The organism is Pseudomonas sp. PAGU 2196 (genome assembly GCF_022179005.1).
GTDB classification, from domain to species: domain Bacteria; phylum Pseudomonadota; class Gammaproteobacteria; order Pseudomonadales; family Pseudomonadaceae; genus Aquipseudomonas; species Aquipseudomonas kermanshahensis.
The window spans coordinates 21,664-40,308 of record NZ_BNTL01000024.1 but is presented as its reverse complement, the minus strand read 5'-3'; the positions used below and the strand labels follow the sequence as shown (position 1 = coordinate 40,308).

At 61.7% G+C, this 18,645-nt stretch carries 23 protein-coding genes and 4 tRNA genes; 20 read left to right on the top strand and 7 right to left on the bottom strand.

Features of this window, described 5'->3' with window-relative positions; genetic code table 11:
• Positions 1-45: 45 nt before the first annotated feature.
• From clpB to MFF34_RS20150, 4 genes are all read left to right on the top strand, one after another.
• Entirely contained in the window at positions 46-2,610 is a 2,565-nt protein-coding gene (gene clpB / locus MFF34_RS20165) for an ATP-dependent chaperone ClpB (RefSeq protein ID WP_027594563.1), read from the top strand.
• Positions 2,611-3,010: 400 nt separating this feature from the next.
• Positions 3,011-3,086, top strand: a tRNA-Asn gene (locus tag MFF34_RS20160).
• 4 nt (positions 3,087-3,090) lie between these two features.
• A tRNA-Pro gene (locus MFF34_RS20155) sits at positions 3,091-3,167 on the top strand.
• Between the two features lie 6 nt (positions 3,168-3,173).
• A tRNA-Lys gene (locus MFF34_RS20150) sits at positions 3,174-3,249 on the top strand.
• Between the two features lie 194 nt (positions 3,250-3,443).
• Here the strand turns inward: MFF34_RS20150 and MFF34_RS20145 are convergent.
• From MFF34_RS20145 to MFF34_RS20135, 3 genes are all read right to left on the bottom strand, one after another.
• Entirely contained in the window at positions 3,444-4,739 is a 1,296-nt protein-coding gene (locus tag MFF34_RS20145) for an NAD(P)/FAD-dependent oxidoreductase (RefSeq protein ID WP_238216081.1), read from the bottom strand.
• Positions 4,740-4,823: 84 nt separating this feature from the next.
• Positions 4,824-4,997 (bottom strand): DUF3094 family protein, encoded by a 174-nt coding sequence (locus tag MFF34_RS20140; protein ID WP_013970765.1) that lies wholly within the window; start codon positions 4,995-4,997, stop codon positions 4,824-4,826.
• 132 nt (positions 4,998-5,129) lie between these two features.
• On the bottom strand, positions 5,130-5,759 hold the full coding sequence (locus MFF34_RS20135) for a DUF1780 domain-containing protein (RefSeq protein WP_013970766.1): 630 nt from the start codon (positions 5,757-5,759) through the stop codon (positions 5,130-5,132).
• 259 nt (positions 5,760-6,018) lie between these two features.
• Here MFF34_RS20135 and MFF34_RS20130 point away from each other — a divergent pair, with 259 nt between their 5' ends.
• Positions 6,019-6,699: an energy-coupling factor ABC transporter permease gene (locus tag MFF34_RS20130; RefSeq protein WP_027594561.1), complete on the top strand. Its 681-nt coding sequence runs from the start codon at positions 6,019-6,021 to the stop codon at positions 6,697-6,699.
• 165 nt (positions 6,700-6,864) lie between these two features.
• Here MFF34_RS20130 and yacG read toward each other — a convergent pair whose 3' ends face one another.
• The 4 genes from yacG to MFF34_RS20110 are packed head-to-tail and all read right to left on the bottom strand — an operon-like array spanning position 6,865 to position 9,762.
• Positions 6,865-7,065 carry a DNA gyrase inhibitor YacG gene (yacG, locus tag MFF34_RS20125; RefSeq protein WP_027594560.1) on the bottom strand — a complete coding sequence of 67 codons (201 nt, stop codon included), beginning with the start codon at positions 7,063-7,065 and terminating at the stop codon, positions 6,865-6,867.
• Entirely contained in the window at positions 7,062-7,685 is a 624-nt protein-coding gene (gene coaE, locus MFF34_RS20120; protein WP_238216079.1) for a dephospho-CoA kinase, read from the bottom strand. The genes yacG and coaE overlap by 4 nt, the downstream gene beginning before the upstream one ends.
• Entirely contained in the window at positions 7,685-8,551 is an 867-nt protein-coding gene (locus MFF34_RS20115; RefSeq protein WP_238216077.1) for an A24 family peptidase, read from the bottom strand. Before MFF34_RS20115 ends, coaE begins: the two co-directional genes overlap by 1 nt.
• Positions 8,552-8,553: 2 nt before the next feature.
• Positions 8,554-9,762 carry a type II secretion system F family protein gene (locus MFF34_RS20110; protein WP_238216075.1) on the bottom strand — a complete coding sequence of 403 codons (1,209 nt, stop codon included), beginning with the start codon at positions 9,760-9,762 and terminating at the stop codon, positions 8,554-8,556.
• A 217-nt stretch (positions 9,763-9,979) separates the two neighbouring features.
• Here MFF34_RS20110 and MFF34_RS20105 point away from each other — a divergent pair, with 217 nt between their 5' ends.
• The 15 genes from MFF34_RS20105 to MFF34_RS20035 all read left to right on the top strand — a co-directional run bounded on the left by MFF34_RS20105 (position 9,980) and on the right by MFF34_RS20035 (position 18,564).
• Positions 9,980-10,390, top strand: coding sequence for a pilin (locus MFF34_RS20105; protein WP_027594556.1), 411 nt, complete (start codon positions 9,980-9,982; stop codon positions 10,388-10,390).
• Between the two features lie 70 nt (positions 10,391-10,460).
• Positions 10,461-10,536 (top strand) — tRNA-Thr (locus MFF34_RS20100).
• Between the two features lie 161 nt (positions 10,537-10,697).
• Positions 10,698-12,011: an integrase arm-type DNA-binding domain-containing protein gene (locus tag MFF34_RS20095; RefSeq protein ID WP_208210614.1), complete on the top strand. Its 1,314-nt coding sequence runs from the start codon at positions 10,698-10,700 to the stop codon at positions 12,009-12,011.
• 166 nt (positions 12,012-12,177) lie between these two features.
• Entirely contained in the window at positions 12,178-13,185 is a 1,008-nt protein-coding gene (locus MFF34_RS20090; RefSeq protein ID WP_238216073.1) for a hypothetical protein, read from the top strand.
• A 92-nt stretch (positions 13,186-13,277) separates the two neighbouring features.
• Positions 13,278-13,538: an AlpA family transcriptional regulator gene (locus MFF34_RS20085; RefSeq protein ID WP_238216071.1), complete on the top strand. Its 261-nt coding sequence runs from the start codon at positions 13,278-13,280 to the stop codon at positions 13,536-13,538.
• Positions 13,538-13,840, top strand: a complete 303-nt coding sequence (locus tag MFF34_RS20080; protein WP_238216069.1) for a helix-turn-helix domain-containing protein — start codon at positions 13,538-13,540, stop codon at positions 13,838-13,840. The genes MFF34_RS20085 and MFF34_RS20080 overlap by 1 nt, the downstream gene beginning before the upstream one ends.
• On the top strand, positions 13,837-14,388 hold the full coding sequence (locus MFF34_RS20075; RefSeq protein ID WP_238216067.1) for a hypothetical protein: 552 nt from the start codon (positions 13,837-13,839) through the stop codon (positions 14,386-14,388). The genes MFF34_RS20080 and MFF34_RS20075 overlap by 4 nt, the downstream gene beginning before the upstream one ends.
• Positions 14,388-14,537, top strand: a complete 150-nt coding sequence (locus MFF34_RS20070; protein ID WP_238216064.1) for a hypothetical protein — start codon at positions 14,388-14,390, stop codon at positions 14,535-14,537. The genes MFF34_RS20075 and MFF34_RS20070 overlap by 1 nt, the downstream gene beginning before the upstream one ends.
• Positions 14,534-14,827 carry a hypothetical protein gene (locus MFF34_RS20065; protein WP_238216062.1) on the top strand — a complete coding sequence of 98 codons (294 nt, stop codon included), beginning with the start codon at positions 14,534-14,536 and terminating at the stop codon, positions 14,825-14,827. The genes MFF34_RS20070 and MFF34_RS20065 overlap by 4 nt, the downstream gene beginning before the upstream one ends.
• Positions 14,824-15,039, top strand: a complete 216-nt coding sequence (locus MFF34_RS20060) for a hypothetical protein (protein WP_238216059.1) — start codon at positions 14,824-14,826, stop codon at positions 15,037-15,039. Before MFF34_RS20065 ends, MFF34_RS20060 begins: the two co-directional genes overlap by 4 nt.
• Positions 15,036-15,380 carry a hypothetical protein gene (locus MFF34_RS20055; RefSeq protein ID WP_238216058.1) on the top strand — a complete coding sequence of 115 codons (345 nt, stop codon included), beginning with the start codon at positions 15,036-15,038 and terminating at the stop codon, positions 15,378-15,380. The genes MFF34_RS20060 and MFF34_RS20055 overlap by 4 nt, the downstream gene beginning before the upstream one ends.
• A 3-nt stretch (positions 15,381-15,383) precedes the next feature.
• Entirely contained in the window at positions 15,384-15,671 is a 288-nt protein-coding gene (locus MFF34_RS20050) for a hypothetical protein (RefSeq protein WP_238216056.1), read from the top strand.
• Positions 15,664-15,891 carry a hypothetical protein gene (locus tag MFF34_RS20045; protein ID WP_238216054.1) on the top strand — a complete coding sequence of 76 codons (228 nt, stop codon included), beginning with the start codon at positions 15,664-15,666 and terminating at the stop codon, positions 15,889-15,891. The genes MFF34_RS20050 and MFF34_RS20045 overlap by 8 nt, the downstream gene beginning before the upstream one ends.
• Entirely contained in the window at positions 15,888-16,778 is an 891-nt protein-coding gene (locus MFF34_RS20040; RefSeq protein ID WP_238216052.1) for a toprim domain-containing protein, read from the top strand. Before MFF34_RS20045 ends, MFF34_RS20040 begins: the two co-directional genes overlap by 4 nt.
• Positions 16,765-18,564 carry a DUF927 domain-containing protein gene (locus tag MFF34_RS20035; RefSeq protein WP_238216050.1) on the top strand — a complete coding sequence of 600 codons (1,800 nt, stop codon included), beginning with the start codon at positions 16,765-16,767 and terminating at the stop codon, positions 18,562-18,564. Before MFF34_RS20040 ends, MFF34_RS20035 begins: the two co-directional genes overlap by 14 nt.
• Positions 18,565-18,645: the final 81 nt, after the last annotated feature.

Below are 18,645 nucleotides of genomic sequence, written 5' to 3'. Positions count from 1 at the left end.
GGCGCTGTCCATCGCTCCGACCTGCCCTAACAGGAAGGTACTCCCATGCGAATAGACCGTTTGACCAGCAAGCTTCAATTAGCAATATCCGACGCTCAGTCCCTCGCCGTAGGCATGGACCACCCTGCCATCGAGCCTCTGCACTTGGTGCAGGCCCTGATCGAACAGCAGGGCGGGTCGATCAAGCCGCTGCTGATGCAAGTCGGCTTCGACATCAACAGCCTGCGTCAGGCACTGGTGAAAGAACTCGACCAACTGCCGAAAATCCAGAACCCCACGGGCGACGTGAACATGTCCCAGGACCTGGCGCGCCTGCTCAACCAGGCCGACCGCCTGGCCCAGCAGAAGGGCGACCAGTTCATCTCCAGCGAGCTGGTGCTGTTGGCCGCCATGGACGAGAACAGCAAGCTCGGCAAGCTGCTGTTGAGCCAGGGCGTGACCAAGAAGGCCCTGGAAAACGCCATCAATAACCTGCGTGGCGGTGCGGCAGTCAACGACGCCAACGCCGAAGAGTCGCGCCAGGCCCTGGACAAGTACACGGTCGACCTGACCAAGCGTGCCGAAGAGGGCAAGCTGGACCCGGTGATCGGCCGCGACGACGAAATCCGCCGTACCGTGCAGGTGCTGCAACGGCGTACCAAGAACAACCCGGTGCTGATCGGTGAGCCTGGCGTGGGTAAAACCGCCATCGCCGAAGGCCTGGCCCAGCGCATCATCAACGGCGAAGTGCCCGATGGCCTCAAAGGCAAGCGCCTGCTGGCGCTGGACATGGGGGCGCTGATCGCCGGTGCCAAGTACCGCGGCGAGTTCGAAGAGCGCCTGAAGTCGCTGCTTAACGAGCTGTCCAAACAGGAAGGCCAGATCATCCTGTTCATCGACGAACTGCACACCATGGTCGGCGCCGGTAAAGGCGAGGGCGCCATGGACGCGGGCAACATGCTCAAACCGGCCCTGGCCCGTGGCGAACTGCACTGCGTTGGCGCCACCACGCTCAACGAGTACCGCCAGTTCATCGAAAAGGACGCCGCCCTGGAGCGTCGCTTCCAGAAGGTACTGGTAGAAGAGCCGAGCGAGGAAGACACCATTGCCATCCTGCGCGGCCTGAAAGAACGCTACGAAGTGCACCACAAGGTGGCCATCACCGACGGCGCGATCATTGCGGCGGCCAAGCTCAGCCATCGCTACATCACTGACCGCCAGCTGCCGGACAAAGCCATCGACCTGATTGACGAAGCGGCCAGCCGTATTCGCATGGAGATCGACTCCAAGCCTGAAGTGCTCGACCGTTTGGACCGTCGTCTGATTCAGCTGAAGGTGGAATCCCAGGCGCTGAAGAAAGAAGAAGACGAGGCCGCGAAAAAACGTCTGGAAAAACTGCACGAGGAAATCGAGCGGCTGGAGCGTGAGTATTCCGACCTCGAAGAGATCTGGGCCTCCGAGAAAGCTGAGGTGCAGGGTTCGGCGCAGATCCAGCAAAAGATCGAGCAGGCCCGCCAAGAGCTCGAAAGCGCCCGTCGTAAAGGCGACCTGAGCCGCATGGCCGAGCTGCAGTACGGGGTGATCCCGGACCTGGAGCGCAGCCTGCAGATGGTCGACCAGCATGGCAAGTCGGAAAACCAGCTGCTGCGTAACAAGGTCACCGAGGAAGAAATTGCAGAAGTGGTGTCCAAGTGGACCGGCATCCCGGTTGCCAAGATGCTCGAAGGCGAGCGCGAAAAGCTGCTGAAGATGGAAGAACTGCTGCACCAGCGCGTGATCGGTCAGCACGAAGCCGTTACCGCCGTGGCCAACGCAGTACGCCGCTCCCGCGCCGGGTTGTCCGACCCGAACCGGCCAAGTGGGTCGTTCATGTTCCTCGGCCCGACCGGTGTGGGTAAGACCGAGCTGTGCAAGGCCCTGGCCGAGTTCCTGTTCGACACGGAAGAGGCGATGGTGCGTATCGACATGTCCGAGTTCATGGAGAAACATTCCGTGGCTCGCCTGATCGGCGCTCCACCAGGCTATGTAGGGTACGAGGAGGGCGGTTACCTGACCGAAGCGGTACGGCGCAAGCCTTATTCGGTGGTGCTGCTCGACGAGGTAGAGAAGGCGCACCCGGATGTGTTCAACGTGTTGCTGCAGGTGCTTGAGGATGGCCGGCTGACGGACAGCCACGGCCGTACCGTGGACTTCCGCAACACCGTGATCGTGATGACCTCCAACCTGGGCTCTGCACAGATCCAGGAACTGGTCGGTGACCGTGAGGCGCAGCGTGCTGCGGTGATGGATGCGGTGGGTTCGCACTTCCGTCCGGAGTTCATCAACCGGATCGACGAAGTGGTGGTATTCGAGCCCCTGGGCCGCGACCAGATCGCCGGCATCACCGAAATCCAGCTGGGCCGCCTGCGCAGCCGTCTGCTGGAACGTGAACTGTCGCTCAGCCTGAGCCCTGAGGCGTTGGACAAGCTGATCGCAGTGGGTTACGACCCGGTGTATGGCGCACGGCCACTGAAGCGTGCGATCCAGCGCTGGATCGAAAACCCGCTGGCGCAGTTGATCCTCTCTGGCAAATTCCTGCCGGGGTCGGCGATTACCGCCAAGGTGGAAGGCGACGAAATCGTCTTTGCCTGATCCAGCTGAAAAAAATAGCCCCGCACCTGCGGGGCTTTTTTATGCCCCTGATGCCACTGCAGGCGCGGGCTTGCCCGCGAAGAGGCCCGGCAAACACCGTAAAATCGGGGCCTCGCAGCTTTTTTTGATAACTTGCTGAAAATTTTGAAATTTCTGCTTGCATCTAAAATCGAGTGCCCCTAATATACGCCGCGTTGTCAGGCACTAAGCGAATCACCAGGAACATCGGTGTTAGCAAAACAACTTAGAAATCAGTAAGTTGAATGAAAAAAAGTGGTTGACAAGAAAAACGAAGAATGTAGAATAGCCGGCCTCAGCAGCGACAAAGCGAAAGCAGAGAAGCTGAAGAGATCGAAGCTAACACAGACCTCGAAGTAGTAAAGATGTACCGAAGTTCAGTTCCGCGATAGCTCAGTCGGTAGAGCAAATGACTGTTAATCATTGGGTCCCTGGTTCGAGTCCAGGTCGCGGAGCCAATCTCGGGGTGTAGCGCAGTCCGGTAGCGCGCCTGCTTTGGGAGCAGGATGTCAGGAGTTCGAATCCCCTCACCCCGACCATTTTCAGGGTCGTTAGCTCAGTTGGTAGAGCAGTTGGCTTTTAACCAATTGGTCGTAGGTTCGAATCCTACACGACCCACCATGTAAAAAGGGCATCTCGACTGAGATGCCCTTTTTCTTTTGCCTCGGTTTTTATCTCAGATCATTGGGCCTGCTGCGCAGGCCTTTCGCGACACAAGGCCGCTCCCACAAGAGCCCACCATTTCAGATGCTATGCCGTTCCTGTGGGAGCGGCCTTGTGTCGCGAAAGGGGCGCATGGCGCCCCCCAGCATTCTTCAGTGCAGCTTCAACCGCGGCTCTGTCCCACGCCCAATCTTGCTACCCAACATCATCATCGCCGTGCGGAAGAACCCATACAGCGCCATCTGGTGCATGCGGTACAGCGACACATAGAACATCCGCGCCAGCCAGCCCTCCAGCTTCACGCTGCCCATCAGGTTGCCCATCAGGTTACCCACCGCCGAGAAGCGCGACAGCGATACCAACGAACCGTAGTCCTTGTACTCATAAGTCGGCAGCGCCTTGTTCTCCAATCGCGCCTTCAGGCTTTGCGCCAGCATCGAAGCCTGCTGGTGTGCGGCCTGGGCCCGTGGCGGCACATTGCGGTCGCTGCCCGGTTGTGGGCACGCGGCGCAGTCACCGAAGGCGAAGATGTTGTCATCACGCGTGGTCTGCAGGGTAGGGCGCACCACCAGCTGGTTGATGCGGTTGGTTTCCAGCCCATCGATGTCCTTGAGGAACCCCGGCGCACGGATACCCGCCGCCCACACCTTGAGGCTGGCCTGGATCACTTCGCCGTCCTTGGTTTTCAGGCCATCCGCGGTCACTTCGCTGACCGCGGCATTGGTCATCACCTTCACCCCCAGTTTTTCCAGGGTCTTGTGCACCGGCACACTGATGCGCTCGGGCAACGCAGGCAAAACCCGTGGGCCAGCTTCAATCAGGGTGATGTGCATGTCCTTGGGCTGGATGCGGTCCAGGCCATAGGCTGCCAGCTCGTGCGCCGCGTGGTGCAGCTCGGCCGCCAGCTCTACGCCAGTGGCACCGGCACCGACGATGGCCACGCTGATTTGTTCGCTGGCCACATCACCGGCATGGGCGCGCAGGTAGTGGTTGAGCAGTTGCTGGTGGAAACGCTCGGCCTGCTTGCGGGTGTCCAGGAACAGGCAGTGCTGCGCCGCGCCCAAGGTGCCGAAGTCGTTGGTGTTGCTGCCCACGGCGATGACCAGCGTGTCGTAGCTCAGCGTGCGCGCAGGCACCAGCTCGCGGCCCTCTTCATCGAGGGTGGCGGCCAGTTGGATCTGCTTGCCTTCACGGTCCAGGCCGCTCATGCGCCCCAGCTGGAAGTTGAAGTGGTTCCACTTGGCCTGGGCCACGTAGTTCAGTTCATCTTCCGAGGAGTTCAGCGAGCCGGCTGCCACTTCGTGCAGCAGCGGCTTCCAGATGTGCGTCAGGTTGGCGTCGACCAGGGTGATGTCGGCTTGCTTGCGCTTGCCCAGGCTTTTACCCAGGCGGGTCGCCAGTTCCAGGCCGCCGGCGCCGCCGCCGACAATCACGATGCGATGAGTCATGGGGATATCTCATAAGGTTTACGGAATTCGTGGCCCGGGGGGCCGGCCGCAAACTGCACGAGGGGAGGGCGAGCGCGAGGCAGCTCATAGCACCAGTCCACTCAACAGGCGGCTTATGAGGCCCAGACCAATGGTCACGGCCACCACCAGTACAAGGAGCAGCCACGGCCGGAAGGGCCTGCGCTCGACTTGGTGCTGGGGGGCGCGTAGATACTCATCGACACGACGCTGATCTTCTGGATTCAGGCGGCTGGTCATGGTGGGCCTCGTCAGATAGACGTTTGTGACTGCGCAAACGCTACAGCGTTCAGGCAAGCGCTTGAAACAAATGATAATGCTTTCTATCTCTGGCGCCGAGTGTACGCCATCGCAAAGACTCTCGGCACTGGATCAAAGACTGATCCCCACATCGAACACAATGCTGCGCCCCAGGTTGCCGCGCAAGAAGTCTGGCGCATCCGGGTGGGCGAACAACACCCGGGCGAACGTCGGCCCGACTAGCGACAGCGAGCGCCAACCCTGGCGCAGGTATTCGGTGGGCGGCGGGAAGTGGGTGTTGAGGTCGAGCACTTCGCGCTTGAGGCTGGCGAAGGCGATGATGTCCAGCTCGTTCAGCTCCAGCCCACGTTCACGGTAGTTGTGCGCCTTCTTGCGCAAGGTCGGGGCCAGGCGCCCCAGCAGTTCGGTGGCGCTGATACGCCGGGGGCGTGCTTCACGGCGCACCAGTTGCGCCAGGGAAAACGCACTGCGCCGGCGTTGCAGTTCTTCGCGCCACTCATCGTTGAGGCGGCGGCCTTCGTCCAGCACGAAAAACACCTCGAATGCCGCATCGCGGAACAGCACGTCTGGCGGCTCCTGGCCGGCTGGGGTGAAGTCCTCGCTGCGGTAGGGAATGTTCAACCCTTGCAGCAGGCGTTGGCATACCCAACGCTCACGCTCCCATTTGCGTGCATTGGAGAGAAAGGCATTGGCTTGTTCGGCCTGGATGGTAAGCAGGCGCAGGTAGTCTGAGTCATCCATGCAGACAAGCTTAGTCGCTAATCGATGACGGTAAGATGCTGTTTGTGCGTAGAAATCAGCTCAGCACCGGCCACTGCTGCACGATACCTAGCAGATGCACCACGCCAAACCCCAGGCAGAAGCATCCGCATGCAGAAAGGGCGGCCGCCAGATCAGGCCAGGTTAAGCGCGGGGAGGCGCCCGCCTACAGCAGCCGGAAGAAACGGAGAATGGGTGTAGACTCACCTTTATCCACAAGGGAGAGAGGGGTATTCGTCTGGTGATCAGTGCACAGGTGTTGTCGGGCACCAGCCTCACGTTGGGCTGGCTGGGTTACGTGCCACTGTTGCTCTGGGCCGCCAGCCGCGCCCGCTGGGTGGAGCTGTTCACCGACCGGCGCCGCCAGCACCTGCTGTTTGGCACGGTGTTCTGCCTGTTTGCCCTGTGGCTGGTCAGGCGCGATTTCGATACGGGCGTGTCGTATCACTTCATTGGCATGACGGCTGTGACCCTGCTGCTGGACTGGCCGCTGGCTGTGCTGGGGGGCTTTATGGCTCAGTTGGGGTTGCTGGCGCTGGGGCGTCAGGACCTGGCGGCACTCGGCGTCAACGGCCTGCTGTTGATTGGCTTGCCGGTGCTGATTACCGAGCTGTGCGCCATCGCGGTCGAACGCGCGCAACCGCGTAACCTGTTTGTGTATATCTTTTGTTCAGGGTTCTTTCCGGCGGCGCTGACGGTGCTGGTGTGCCTGTTGGCCGGGCTGGGTATCTTGTGGCTGGACGGGCGTTTTGCCATGCCGGAGTGGCTCAGTGACTTTGTGGGCTACCTGTGGCTGATGATGTTCCCCGAGGCGTTCATCAACGGGATGGTGATCAGTGCGCTGGTGGTGTTTTGCCCGGAGTGGCTGGAAACGTTCAACCGCACGCGGTACCTGCAGGCGCCGTGGAAGGATGACCAGTGAGTGGTGGTGGGCCCCCTGTGGCAGTAACTGGCTTTCTGTTGCTTGTTCCGGCCTCATCGCCGGCAAGCCAGCTCCCACTGGTGTGGCGCTAACTTTTGAGTCTGCGCAAATCATGTGGGAGCGGGCTTGCCCGCGAAAGGGCCTCACAGCAACCCAGGGATGAGCTTAGTGCCGCGGCTCCAGGTCCCCGGAATACAGCTCATCTTCGGACTCTTCCGAACCCGCGATCTTGTGCTCCTCAGCCGCCCAAGCCCCCAGGTCGATCAGCTTGCAACGGTCAGAGCAAAACGGCCGGAACGCGCTTTTCTCGTTCCATTCCACAGGTGCGCCACAGGTCGGGCAATCGACGGTCAATGGCTGGCTCATGGCTGGCCTCCTCGTAAAGTCAGGTAAAAGTGGTGCAGACGGTCGATCTGCTCGTGCAGCGCCGCGAGGTCGCGGTCATTGACCACCACATCGTCGGCATGGCGCAGGCGCTCTTCGCGGGCCAGCTGGGCCTGCAAAATGGCCTGCACCTGCTCAGGGTTGGTGTTGTCCCGCTGCAGGGTGCGTTGCACCTGCAACGCCTGCGGGGCATCGATCACCAACACGCGTTGGGTCTTGCGATGTTGGCCAGACTCGATCAGCAAGGGTGACACATACACCGCATACGGCGACTGCGCCTTGGCCAGGTAGCTGAAAATCTCCTGCCCGATCAGCGGGTGCAGCAGGGCTTCCAGCCATTGGCGCTGGGCCGGGTCGGCGAAAATCAGCTGGCGCAAGGCGCCGCGGTCGAGCTGGCCGTCGTCCAGCAGCACGCCTGGGCCGAAGCGCTCGACGATACTGGCCAGCGCCGGGCGGCCAGGCTCAACCACCCAGCGCGCGGCCTGATCGGCATCGACCAGGTGCACGCCAAGCTCGATGAAGCGCTCGGCGGCGGCACTCTTGCCGCTGCCGATGCCACCGGTCAGTCCGAGAATCCAGGGGGTGAAAGCTGCAGTGGTCATCAGAATCCAAGCAGTTGCAGGTAAGAGGCGTATATTTCATCACCCCAGAGCACAGCAATCCACCCCGCAATTGCCAGATAGGGGCCAAACGGCATGGCCATGCCGATGGAATGCTTGCGCATCCGCAGCAGGAACACGCCCACCAACGCCCCCACCACCGACGACAGCAGCAAGGTCAGCGGCAGCACCTGCCACCCACCCCAGGCACCGATCAGTGCCAGCAGCTTGAAGTCGCCATAGCCCATGCCTTCCTTGCCGGTCACCAGTTTGAACAGCCAGTACACCGTCCACAGGGTGAGGTACCCGGCCACGGCACCGCACACCGCATCGGGCAAGGGCACCAATACGCCGAAGTAATTAACGATCAACCCAAGCCACAGCCCCGGCAGCACGATGGCGTCAGGCAGCAATTGTTGGTCATGGTCGATCAAGCTCAGGGCCAGTAAACCCCACGTCAGCGGCAGAAGCGCCAGTGCCTCGACACTGGCCCCGCAGCGCCAGGCCACCGCCATCGACAGCAGCGCACAGCCCAGCTCGACCAACGGATAACGCACGCTGATGCGCTGCTTGCAGGCAGAGCAACGCCCACGCAACGCCAGGTAACTGAGGATGGGGACGTTTTCCCACGCCCGAATCCGATGCCCACACTGGGTGCACTGCGAGGCCGGGAGGCACAGGTCGAAACGCGCATGCTCGGCCACCGGCAACCCCAGCACCTCCTGTGCTTCACGCTGCCATTGGCGGTCCAGCATGATCGGCAGGCGGTACACCACCACATTGATAAAACTGCCCACCAACAGCCCCAGCACGGTCGCCAAGATGATGAAGTAAGCCGGCTGCAAAGCCAGGAAGGTCCATAAAGTCATGTTCAGATCAAGCTACCCAGCTGGAAGATCGGCAAGTACATCGCCACCACCAGGCCGCCAACCAGCAGGCCCAGGACCAGCACGATGGCGGGCTCCAGCAGGCTGGTCAACTGCTCCAGCGCCTGGCTGACCTGTTCCTCGTAGTGGCTGGCGGCTTTTTCCAGCATCGTGTCCAGCGTGCCACTGGATTCACCAATGGCCACCAACTGCACCAGCAGGGGCGGGAACAGCGGCTCGGTGGCCATCGCCTGGTTCAGCCCCTGCCCATTGGCCATGCCCTGGCGTAACCGCAAAATCGCATGTTCATGCAACTCACCACCACTCACCTTGGCCACCGTCCCCATGGCATCCAGCAGCGGCACCCCAGCGGCGTACGACGTTGCCAAGCTACGCGCAAAGCGCGCCATCGCCGCCTGCCTCAGCAGTGCGCCGAACACCGGCAGGCCCAGCACCCGCTGAGATATCCACAGGCGCGCCGGCGCATGCTGCCGGTAAACCTGGCGCCCAGCCAAACCCAACATCGCCATTCCGATTAGCAACAGCGGCGCATAACGCCCCAGCCCTGTGGACAAGTCGATCACCCACTGCGTAAAAGCCGGCAGCGCAGTATCAAACCCCGCGAACAGGCTCTGAAACTGCGGGATCACTTCCAGCAACAAAACCGCCGACACCCCCAACCCCGTCAGCAGCAGCAACAGCGGGTAAATCATCGCCTTGCGCACCTTCTTGTGCAGGGCCAGGCGCTGTTCCAGCATGCCCGCCAGTTGCTCGAGCTGCCGGTCCAGCGTGCCAGATTGCTCACCCACCCGCACCAGGTTGCAGTACAACGTATCGAACCACCCCGGGTGGCGCTGCAGCGCATCCGCCAGCCCCAGCCCCGACGCCACATCCTGTTTCAATCGCACCAGCAACGCCGCCTGCGCCGCATCACACCCACTGCGCCCCATCACCTCGAACGCCTGCAGCAGCGGCACCCCGGCTTTCAGCAAGGTCGCCAGCTGCCGGCTGAATCCCGCCGGGTCAGCTTTTTCCGGCCGCTTCGGCCACCGCCACGCCAGCCCAGCGGCCGGCCGCAAACTGGCCACCAGAATGCCCTGGCGCAGCAACCCCGCGCGCACATAAGCCGGGCTGCGCCCAGGTGTTTGCCCGCTGACGGCCAGGCCATTGGCGTCGCTGCCCTGCCAGGCGTAGAGGCGTATCGAATGGTTCATGCAAAGGTCCTTTTTTGCCCGAGCGACAAGCTTGGAAACAGCTTGCCGTGTCCATGAGAGGGCGTGCTTCCCTGATGCTCACTAGAGTAGTTCAGCGAAGGTGACGCCCAGGCGGGCAGGGGTGACAAAAGGTGTCTGTTCAGGCCTACTGCGCCGCTGCCGGCCTGGGGTCGAGAGTGACCCCAAATGTGTATGCGTATAAACAAGGAAAACGTTCATGAAAGGGCAACGCGGTATCACCCTGATCGAACTGATGATCGTCGTCGCGATCATCGGCATTCTGGCGACCATCGCCATCCCGATGTACACCAACCACCAGTCCCGCGCCAAGGCGGCGGCCGGGCTGTTGGAGATCACCTCACTCAAGCCCCCCATGGACCTGCGCTTGAACGAAGGCAAGGACGTGCTGGATGTAGGGTCGCTAGGCGGCCAGCCAGCGACGGCGCATTGCGCGATCAAAGCTGAAGGCAAGGCTGCTGACGGCACCGGGATCATCGAATGCACCCTGGTCGATGCCCCGGCCACCGTGGTTGGCAAGGCCATCACCCTGACCCGCTCCGCGACCGGATGGACCTGCACCACCAACATCGAGGCAGACCTGGCGCCGAAGGGTTGCAAAGGGGCGTGAGGGTAGGGCAATAAACGAAGGGAAACAGGGGTTTGCGTAACGGCTGCGGCAGTGGTACGTTGCGCTACACGCCGGTGTAGCTCAGTCGGTAGAGCAGCGCACTCGTAACGCGAAGGTCGCAGGTTCGATTCCTGTCTCCGGCACCATCCAGCTGTTCCGATACGTCTCTCCTTGTACACGGAATCCCCTGAAAAGCCCTCCAAGTGCGGGCTTTCTTGTTTCTGCCTGTCTCGTTCTATCTCTAGGCATATACCGATTTTAGGTATACGTTAGGGTATACGCCGGTTCGACGAGAAAACGTATACCTATGGCACGCACCGTTACGCCCCTGTCAGACCCCAAATGCGAGGCTGCCAAGCCGCGGGACAAGGACTACACCCTGTTCGACGGCCAGGGCCTGTTTCTGCTGGTCAAGAAGAACGGCAGCAAGATCTGGCGCATGAAGTTCAAGCGCCCGGATGGCAGGGAGGGGCTGGCCACCTTCGGCAACTACCCCGCATTGACGCTCAAAGCCGCCCGTGAGCGCCGGGCCGAAGCGCTGGAGTTGTTGGCGCATGGCAAAGACCCGATCGAGAGCGCCAGGCAGGGGAAGGTCGACGCGGCGAATGCGAGGGCCAACACCTTCGGCGTGCTGGCCAAGGACTGGCATGAGGCCTGTTCCAAGAAATGGTCACCAGGTCATGCCGCGACGGTGTGGCGCAGGATCGAAACTTACCTGCTACCGGCCTTGGGGCAGCGCCCGGTGGCCGGCCTGAAGACCCGCGATCTGCTGGCGCCGCTCAAGGCGGTGGAGAAGCGCGAAGTTCTGGATACTGCTGGACGGCTACGGCAGTACATGACCGGAATCATGCGTATGGCCGTACAGCATGGGCACATCGACACCAACCCAGCAGTGGACTTACAGGGCGCAACCGCCACCCGTAAGACCGTTCACCGGCCTGCGCTGGCGCTGGATCGTCTGCCTGAGCTGCTGCAAAGAATCGACAGCGACACCGGCCGGCCGCTGACGCGATTGGCCACCCAACTCACCCTGCTGGTCTTTATCCGGTCCAGCGAGCTGCGGTTTGCTCGCTGGCCAGAGATCGACGCCGGCCGCTCCATGTGGGAGATCCCGGGCGAGCGTCAGCAGATCGAAGGCGTGAAGAACTCGCATCGTGGCTCCAAGATGAGCACGCCCCACCTGGTGCCGCTGAGTCGCCAGGCCCTGGCCACGCTTGAGCAGGTGCGCCAGCTCACCGGGCGCTTCGACCTGGTGTTTGCTGGCGACAGCAACCATTGGAAGCCCATGAGCGAAAATACCGTGAACAAGGCTCTTCGGCGCATGGGCTACGACACCAAAACCGAGGTGTGCGGGCACGGGTTCAGGGCCATGGCCTGTTCCGCGCTGGTCGAGTCGGGGCTGTGGAGCAAGGACGCGGTGGAGCGTCAAATGAGCCACCAGGAGCGCAACAGCGTGCGAGCCGCCTACATCCACAAGGCCGAGTACATCGAGGAGCGCCGGCTGATGGTTCAGTGGTGGGCGGACTACCTCGATGCGAACCGCGAGAGGCCCGTCACCCCATACGACTATGCGCATCGTGCTGAGCAGAACGCCAATGTGGTCCCGATCAAGAGGGCCTGATGTGGACCTTCCAATTCCCGCATAGACAGATATAGACTGAAGTACTGGTTGGATAACCAGTTTCGAGCAAGCGGCGTCTTTATCTAACGGGGCAGAGTGAACAGCGGACTTGCACCCGCTTGGCTGGCCTACCTATTTAGGATTAGAGAGCCTGGGAGGGCGAAGCGTGAGCAAAATTCTGAAGCTCAGAGAGTGGCTGACCGTCGAGGAGGCGGCAAGACGCTTGTCGATCAGCTGCCGCGAGGACGTGTCGGAAGCGGACTTGCTGAGACTTGCCCTTGATGGTCATCTGACGTTGTCCGTTCATTTTGTGAACCACGCACAAGGTCGACCCGTAAAAATCGAATCTCTCGACAGCGAGGCAAGCAGCTCCAAAATCAATGAACACTTGCAGGATTTCCTCAGAGAGAATCCGCAGTTCCAGAGTTCGGAAGAACAACTGGCTGATTTCCAGAATTTTGTCAGGCTGTACCGCGGTGATCTGCTGCCTGACGGGGAGAGGGTGCTGATATACGAGGGTGATGGGCAGCGTCCGGTCACGTTGGAGGGTGTTTGGGATCTGTTAATGCTCGGAGCCGAAGCGTTGGATGTCGAGCACGCTTATCAGCATCTGACTGGCGGTGTCCCGGTTGAATTGGTTTGCTTGGGTGGCCCCCTGGTGGCAAGTCCAGACAAGAGTCATTGCTTTCAGCTTCTGGATAGCTACAAACGCGATGTGCGCCCTAACAAGAATGCAATCACGGGTAGGCCTGCTCTATCCAAGGAGGGCAGGCAAGCGATCAACCGGATGAATCAGATCCTCGGTCCCTCATCCGGTGAGGTCAGTCCAGAGCACGAGTTTGATTGGGACTATGAGACGGTATGGTATCCAGCCGCGGGTTTACCGAAGGGGCATGCGCTTGTGGTGCGAAGCGCTGCTTTAAGGGAACTCGAGCGCAAGCTTCTTGAGCCTGATGCTGAACCAGAGAAACCAATGCACCCAACAGAGCGGAGAAGCGTGTCGCAGATCATCGCGGCTCTTGCCGCAGCATCAGACCTCGATTTGTCAGCGCCATATGCCGCTGACGAAACCCTTAGAGCGCTGGCCGCCTCACACGGTATTGAATTACCAGGTAGCCCGGAAACTGTTGTGAAGTACCTCAAGCTGGCCGCTCATCATCTGACTAAGCGCTAATCCCATTGGGGTTTTGCTCAACCCCAATAGGACACAAGTCATAGCGCAATTAGCATCCTGTCTCCCGTCGTCATCAACAACGGGATACAGACATGAGCAGCATCCGCTCGATTAACGTAGGTACAGCCCCTCAGTTCGACCCTGCCAACACCATCATCCGCTTCCCTGAGGTGGAGGCCATCACCGGCTTGGCTCGCGCCACCGTCTACAAGCGCCTCAAGGATGATCCGACCTTTCCCCGACCTGTATCGCTGAGCAACAGCAAGTCGCGGGGCTCGCCCGTGGGGTTTGTTCTGGCTGAGATTCAGGCCTGGGTACGCCAGCGCATCGCGTTGCGCGAGGTGGCTGCCTAATGAGCAAAAGAAAGGCCGACCAACAGGCCAGCCCCAAAGATATGCACATCAATGATACCAGCGGCAGCGCGCAACGCACCCGTCTTCTTGCGCACCTGCGCCAGCATGGTTCGATCAACACCTTCCAAGCGATCACGCTATTGAACATTCTGCGTCCTGGGGCACGGATTTCAGAACTTCGAGATCAGGGCCATAACATCGTCACTCACCTGGGTACGCTGAAGGATGATCAAGGTCGAGAGCATCAGAAAGTGGCCACCTATTTCCTGAGCGCCGGTCCGGCGCAGAAGGTGGCAGCATGAGGCTGGCGCTCAAGATCCTTGATGAACGGTCGATATTTCTGGTTGCAGGCAATCGTGATGCTCGGTATGGTTCGCCCAAATCCACGGTAAATCCCGTGGTCGGGTTTGGTCGCCCGAGCAGATACAGGCGCAACAGCGCCCCATGTACGATTGCAGGCGCTTTTTTTGTGCCCGTAGTCACGCTTTATGGTGGCTGTGTGCAGGACACCTTCGGGTGTGCCGGGTTCCTGTATCTCCGGTCGACCAACCTGTACACAGCTGCCACCCATTCGTTTGGTCGCGAACGTGGCAGCTCTCAATCTGATACGGGAGCTCCACCTATGCACACCCTCAATCCGTCCGAAATATCCCGCGAGCACCAGCGCGCCTACTGTTCAAAGCTGCTGAAGACTCTCCTGCGCTACTCCACCCCATCTGAGCTTTCCCGCATCACTGCCACCCTTGAAGGTGAGGTGGCGAAGACTTTGGCGACTCGCTTCGTCCCCGGTCTCAATGATGCGAGCTATGAGGTCTACCGCAGCTTCTGGCTGAAGGGTGGTCCCCAGTGATGAAGAACTTCAGCCTTCGCGCATACGCCCACTGCCGCTTGGCCCTGGCCGCACTTCGCGCCGATTCCAGCCTTGCCACGCGCCTCAATCGCTACAACGCCGCCATGGCGAAAGCCCGCGCCCTAGAAGCGCAAGGTGGTGCCCAATGAACCACTTCCCAAGCGTCGTGACCCTTGAAGGCGAGGTGCTATCAGAGGCGGTGCTCGACGCACGCGCCATGTGCTCGATGAACTTTGCCAGGGATGAATTCAACAAGCTTTACGAACTGCTCTACCCCATGTGCTCGAGCCATACGGAAGGGCCGATGTGCGACATTGCACGGCATCTAGAGCAGGTCCGAATCTTCAGCCGTAATTTCTGCTGGGCTCATCGCCACCTAGGAGCCTCGTATGGCGTTGTAGGCGAGCGGGCAGGCATGGATGACGAGGTGATCGTATGACCTCCATCATCCACATGCCTGACCACACCCAAGACGATCTGCGCGAAGTACAAGGCGTGCTGGTGCTGCTGAGCATGGCCTTGGCGGTGATCGCCGCACCGACCACGCCCCTCATTGTCGCCCGTGTCACCGCCGTGATGGCGCAGCACACCGCCATGGCCTGGGCTGAAATGCTGGACGGCGTGATTGCTGAGCAAAGGGGTGAGCTATGAGTGCCGTAAACAAAGCGGCCATTACTTGCCGGGACGATCTCACTTTCACTAGCCGCGACGATTGTGGGCGGATGGTCAACTGGCCACGCAATAAGCCTGGCGTGGCGGCTGACTGGGGAAAGGGCATCGCCTTTTTCGATTGTGAAATTGTCGAGCTGTCGGCCACCAGTGAAACCGCAGCGTATGAAGCCATCAGATTTGCCATTGCCGACATGGGCGGTCGTACCACCAACCTAGAGCTGGGCTTTGCAGACGCCGTGGCTAAGGCCGCCGCCCTCGGTCTGCGAGCAATGCGTAACGGCGCCGAACGCTTCACGCCTATCGACTTCGACGGGGAGTAACCCATGCACAATCAAAACAGTGCGCAAGCGCTGACGGGATCGGCTTGCCCGAAGAAAGCTACCGAGCTGTTTTACGTCAGCCATCCGAAGGCCGAACGGACCTTGCTGGGGCCGTTCTTGAGCCAGGCCGACGCCGAGTGCGGGCGCGTAGTTTTGCGTAGTGCTGAGGCGATGGTGACGGCCTGCCTCGTCGAATCGCTGGACGAGCTGACCTATTGGCACGCGGTCAACAACGGTCACGTCTGCCGGGCCTTCGCTGGCGCTGATCGGGTGGGGGTGGCCAATGAGTAAGGTCACGCCCATTCGCCGTAAGGGCGCCGGTGGTCCGCCTGCTGCTGGCGCCCACATCGACAGCGCCAGCTATGCGCTGCTGGCGGAGATCCTGGTGGGGTTCCTGGAACTGCGCATTGCCGAGGGTGACACTGGGATTCACTGCCCCAAGTTGGAGCGCCTGACCAATCAACTGGAACGGCTGGCCAAGCGCTTCACGCCAACACACGGGGCAGCATGACCGACGCGACGATCCTTTTCCGTGGTGCGCTCCAGTCGGCCTACGGGCTGCTCGACTGGCTCCCCATGGATGATGGCGAAATTCACCGCTTCCACGTTCCCGGCGACAAGCCTGGCACGCTCAATGGTTGGTACTGCCTGTTTGCTGATGGCATTGCTTCGGGAGCGTTCGGGAGCTGGAAGACAGGCGGCACCAGCACTTGGTGTAGCCGTGAGCCGGTCGACGCCCGCGAGGCCGAGCAGGTGCGTCAGCGCGTCGAGCAGGCCCGGCGCCAGCGGGAGGCAGAACTTCAGCGGCGTCAGCTCAGAGCGGCCGGCATTGCGCAGCGCTGGTGGCGTGATGCTCGTCGTGCTGATCCGGCCCACGCTTACCTGGTCGCCAAGGGCATTCGTGCCCACGGCCTGCGCCAGCGTGGTGACGACCTGCTGATCCCGCTGTACGCCGGTGGTGTGCTGGTGAACCTGCAACGGATCGCCCCGGACGGCGACAAGCGCTTCCTGTATGGCGGGCGCATCAAGGGCGCCTATTCGCCACTGGGGCGCATTACGCCGGGCAGGCCGCTGTGCATCTGCGAAGGCTGGGCGACGGGCGCAACGCTTCACGAAAGCGGCTACACGGTCGCCTGCGCGATGAATGCCGGGAACCTGAAACCGGTGGCGCTGGCGCTACGGGCCGACCACCCCGGCACCGAAATCATCATCGCCGGCGACGACGACCGCGAAACCGAGGCCGAAGGCAAGGGCAACCCGGGGCGCACAGCCGCTCATGACGCCGCAGCCGCATGTGGCGGCCTGGTGACCTTCCCCGAGTGGCCAGCCGACGCACCGCTGACCCTTTCCGACTTCAACGACCTCGCCGCTTGGAGGTGCCGCCATGCGCCCGCCTGATACCAACGTCATCAACCTGCGCCCCGAAGCGCCCAAGGTCGAGCCTGATCGCCCGTGCTGGGGCGTATACGAGCACTGGGTAACCAATGAGAAGGGCCGCAGGCTCAAGCCCGGCGTGTACTGGCACGGCTTCAAGCGCAGCGCCGGCGACGATGACAGCGACGACGACAAGGCCGACCGCCCGATCACTGACGAGTGGATCGCCACGCCCGTGACCGTCGCCGCTCGCACCACCAACAGCGACGACGGCAGCGAAGGCCGGTTTCTGCGCCTGCTCACCGACAGCGGCCCCAAGGAATGGATCATTCCCATGGAAGTGTTCGGCGGGAGCGGGGAGGACGCCAGGCGGACGCTGTTCGGCATGGGCGTCATCATCGCCTTGAAGAAGCGCGGCCAGTTCATGGAGTACCTGCTGGACCAGCGCCCTGCAGAGGTGTTCTCGACCACCTGCCGGCCCGGCTGGCATGAGTCAGGTGCCTTTGTGCTGCCTGGGCGCACCATTGGCAGCGACAAAGTGCGCTACCAGGCCAGCGCCAAGGGGCAGAACCTGTTCAGCGTGCGGGGGAGCTTGGACGGCTGGAAGACCGAAGTGGCGGCCAAGTGCGAGGGCAACCCGGTACTGACCCTGGCCATTGGCTGCGCCCTCGCTGGCCCGCTGCTGAGCTTGGTGGGCGTGCTGGGTGGTGGTGTTCACCTGGTGGGCGACAGTTCCAGCGGCAAGTCGCTGGCGCAACTGATCGGCTCGTCCGTATGGGGCGACCCAGGCATCTTCGCGGCGTCCTGGGACATGACCAAGGGCGGACTGGAGATCGAGGCGTCCAGCCGCAACGACACCATGTTGCCCCTGGACGAGATCAAGCGGGCCGACCCCAAGCGCGTACAGGAAATGGCCTATTCGCTCGCCAACGGCCAAGGCAAGGGCACCATGACCCGCGACCGGGAAGCCCGCGGAAAACTGAGCTGGCGCCTGCTGGCACTTTCCAGTGGCGAGCGCTCCCTATCCGAGCACGCAGCTATCAGCGGTAACGCCGCCCATGCTGGCGCTGAGCTGCGCATGGTGGATGTGAACGCCGGTACCCGCACGCACCGAGCCTTCGATGAATTGCACGGCCTGGAGGGCGCCGACTTCCATCGCCAGCTCACGGTGGCCGTAGGAGCGAACCATGGCCATATCGGGCCAGCCTTCGTGGAGAAGCTGCTGGCCAGCGATGACCGCCCCGGCCTGCTCGAGGACTTCGCCGGTATCCGCGCCCAGTTCGTCGAGGACAACGCTCAGGCCGGGCGGGTGGCGGATCGCTTCGCGGTGATCGCGCTGGCGGGGGAGATGGCCATTGCCTACGACCTGTTGCCCTGGACACCGGGCACCGCTCTGGCCGACTGCCAGTTGCTGTACGGCGAGTGGCTGAGTCGGGTGGGCGGTGGCAATGCCGAAGACCGCCAGATCCTGGCCGGCATCCTCGACTTCATCGACAAGCACGGCAGCAGCCGGTTTTCGGACGTAGAAGACCAGACGCCGGACACCAAGGTGTTCAACCGCGCCGGGTACTGGGAGGTGGTTGGCACCAAGCGGCTGTACCTGTTCAACAAGTCCGCACTGACCGAGGCCGCCCATGGTCACGGGCTGGCGCGGGTCGTGAAAGCGCTGGAAGGCGCTGGTGCTCTCGCCAAGCACGATACCGACCGGGACAGCCGCAGGACCAAGAAGTACCGCCTGCCTGCTGGTGGGTCTGCCCGCCTGTACGTGATCGACCCCGACGCCATGGATAGCGAAGGCGGTGGCCTATGACCGTAATCACCACCCAACGCCAATGCCCGAATCCACAGGAACCTAAAAACGTGGGGAACAGGGGGAACGGGGGAACAGCCA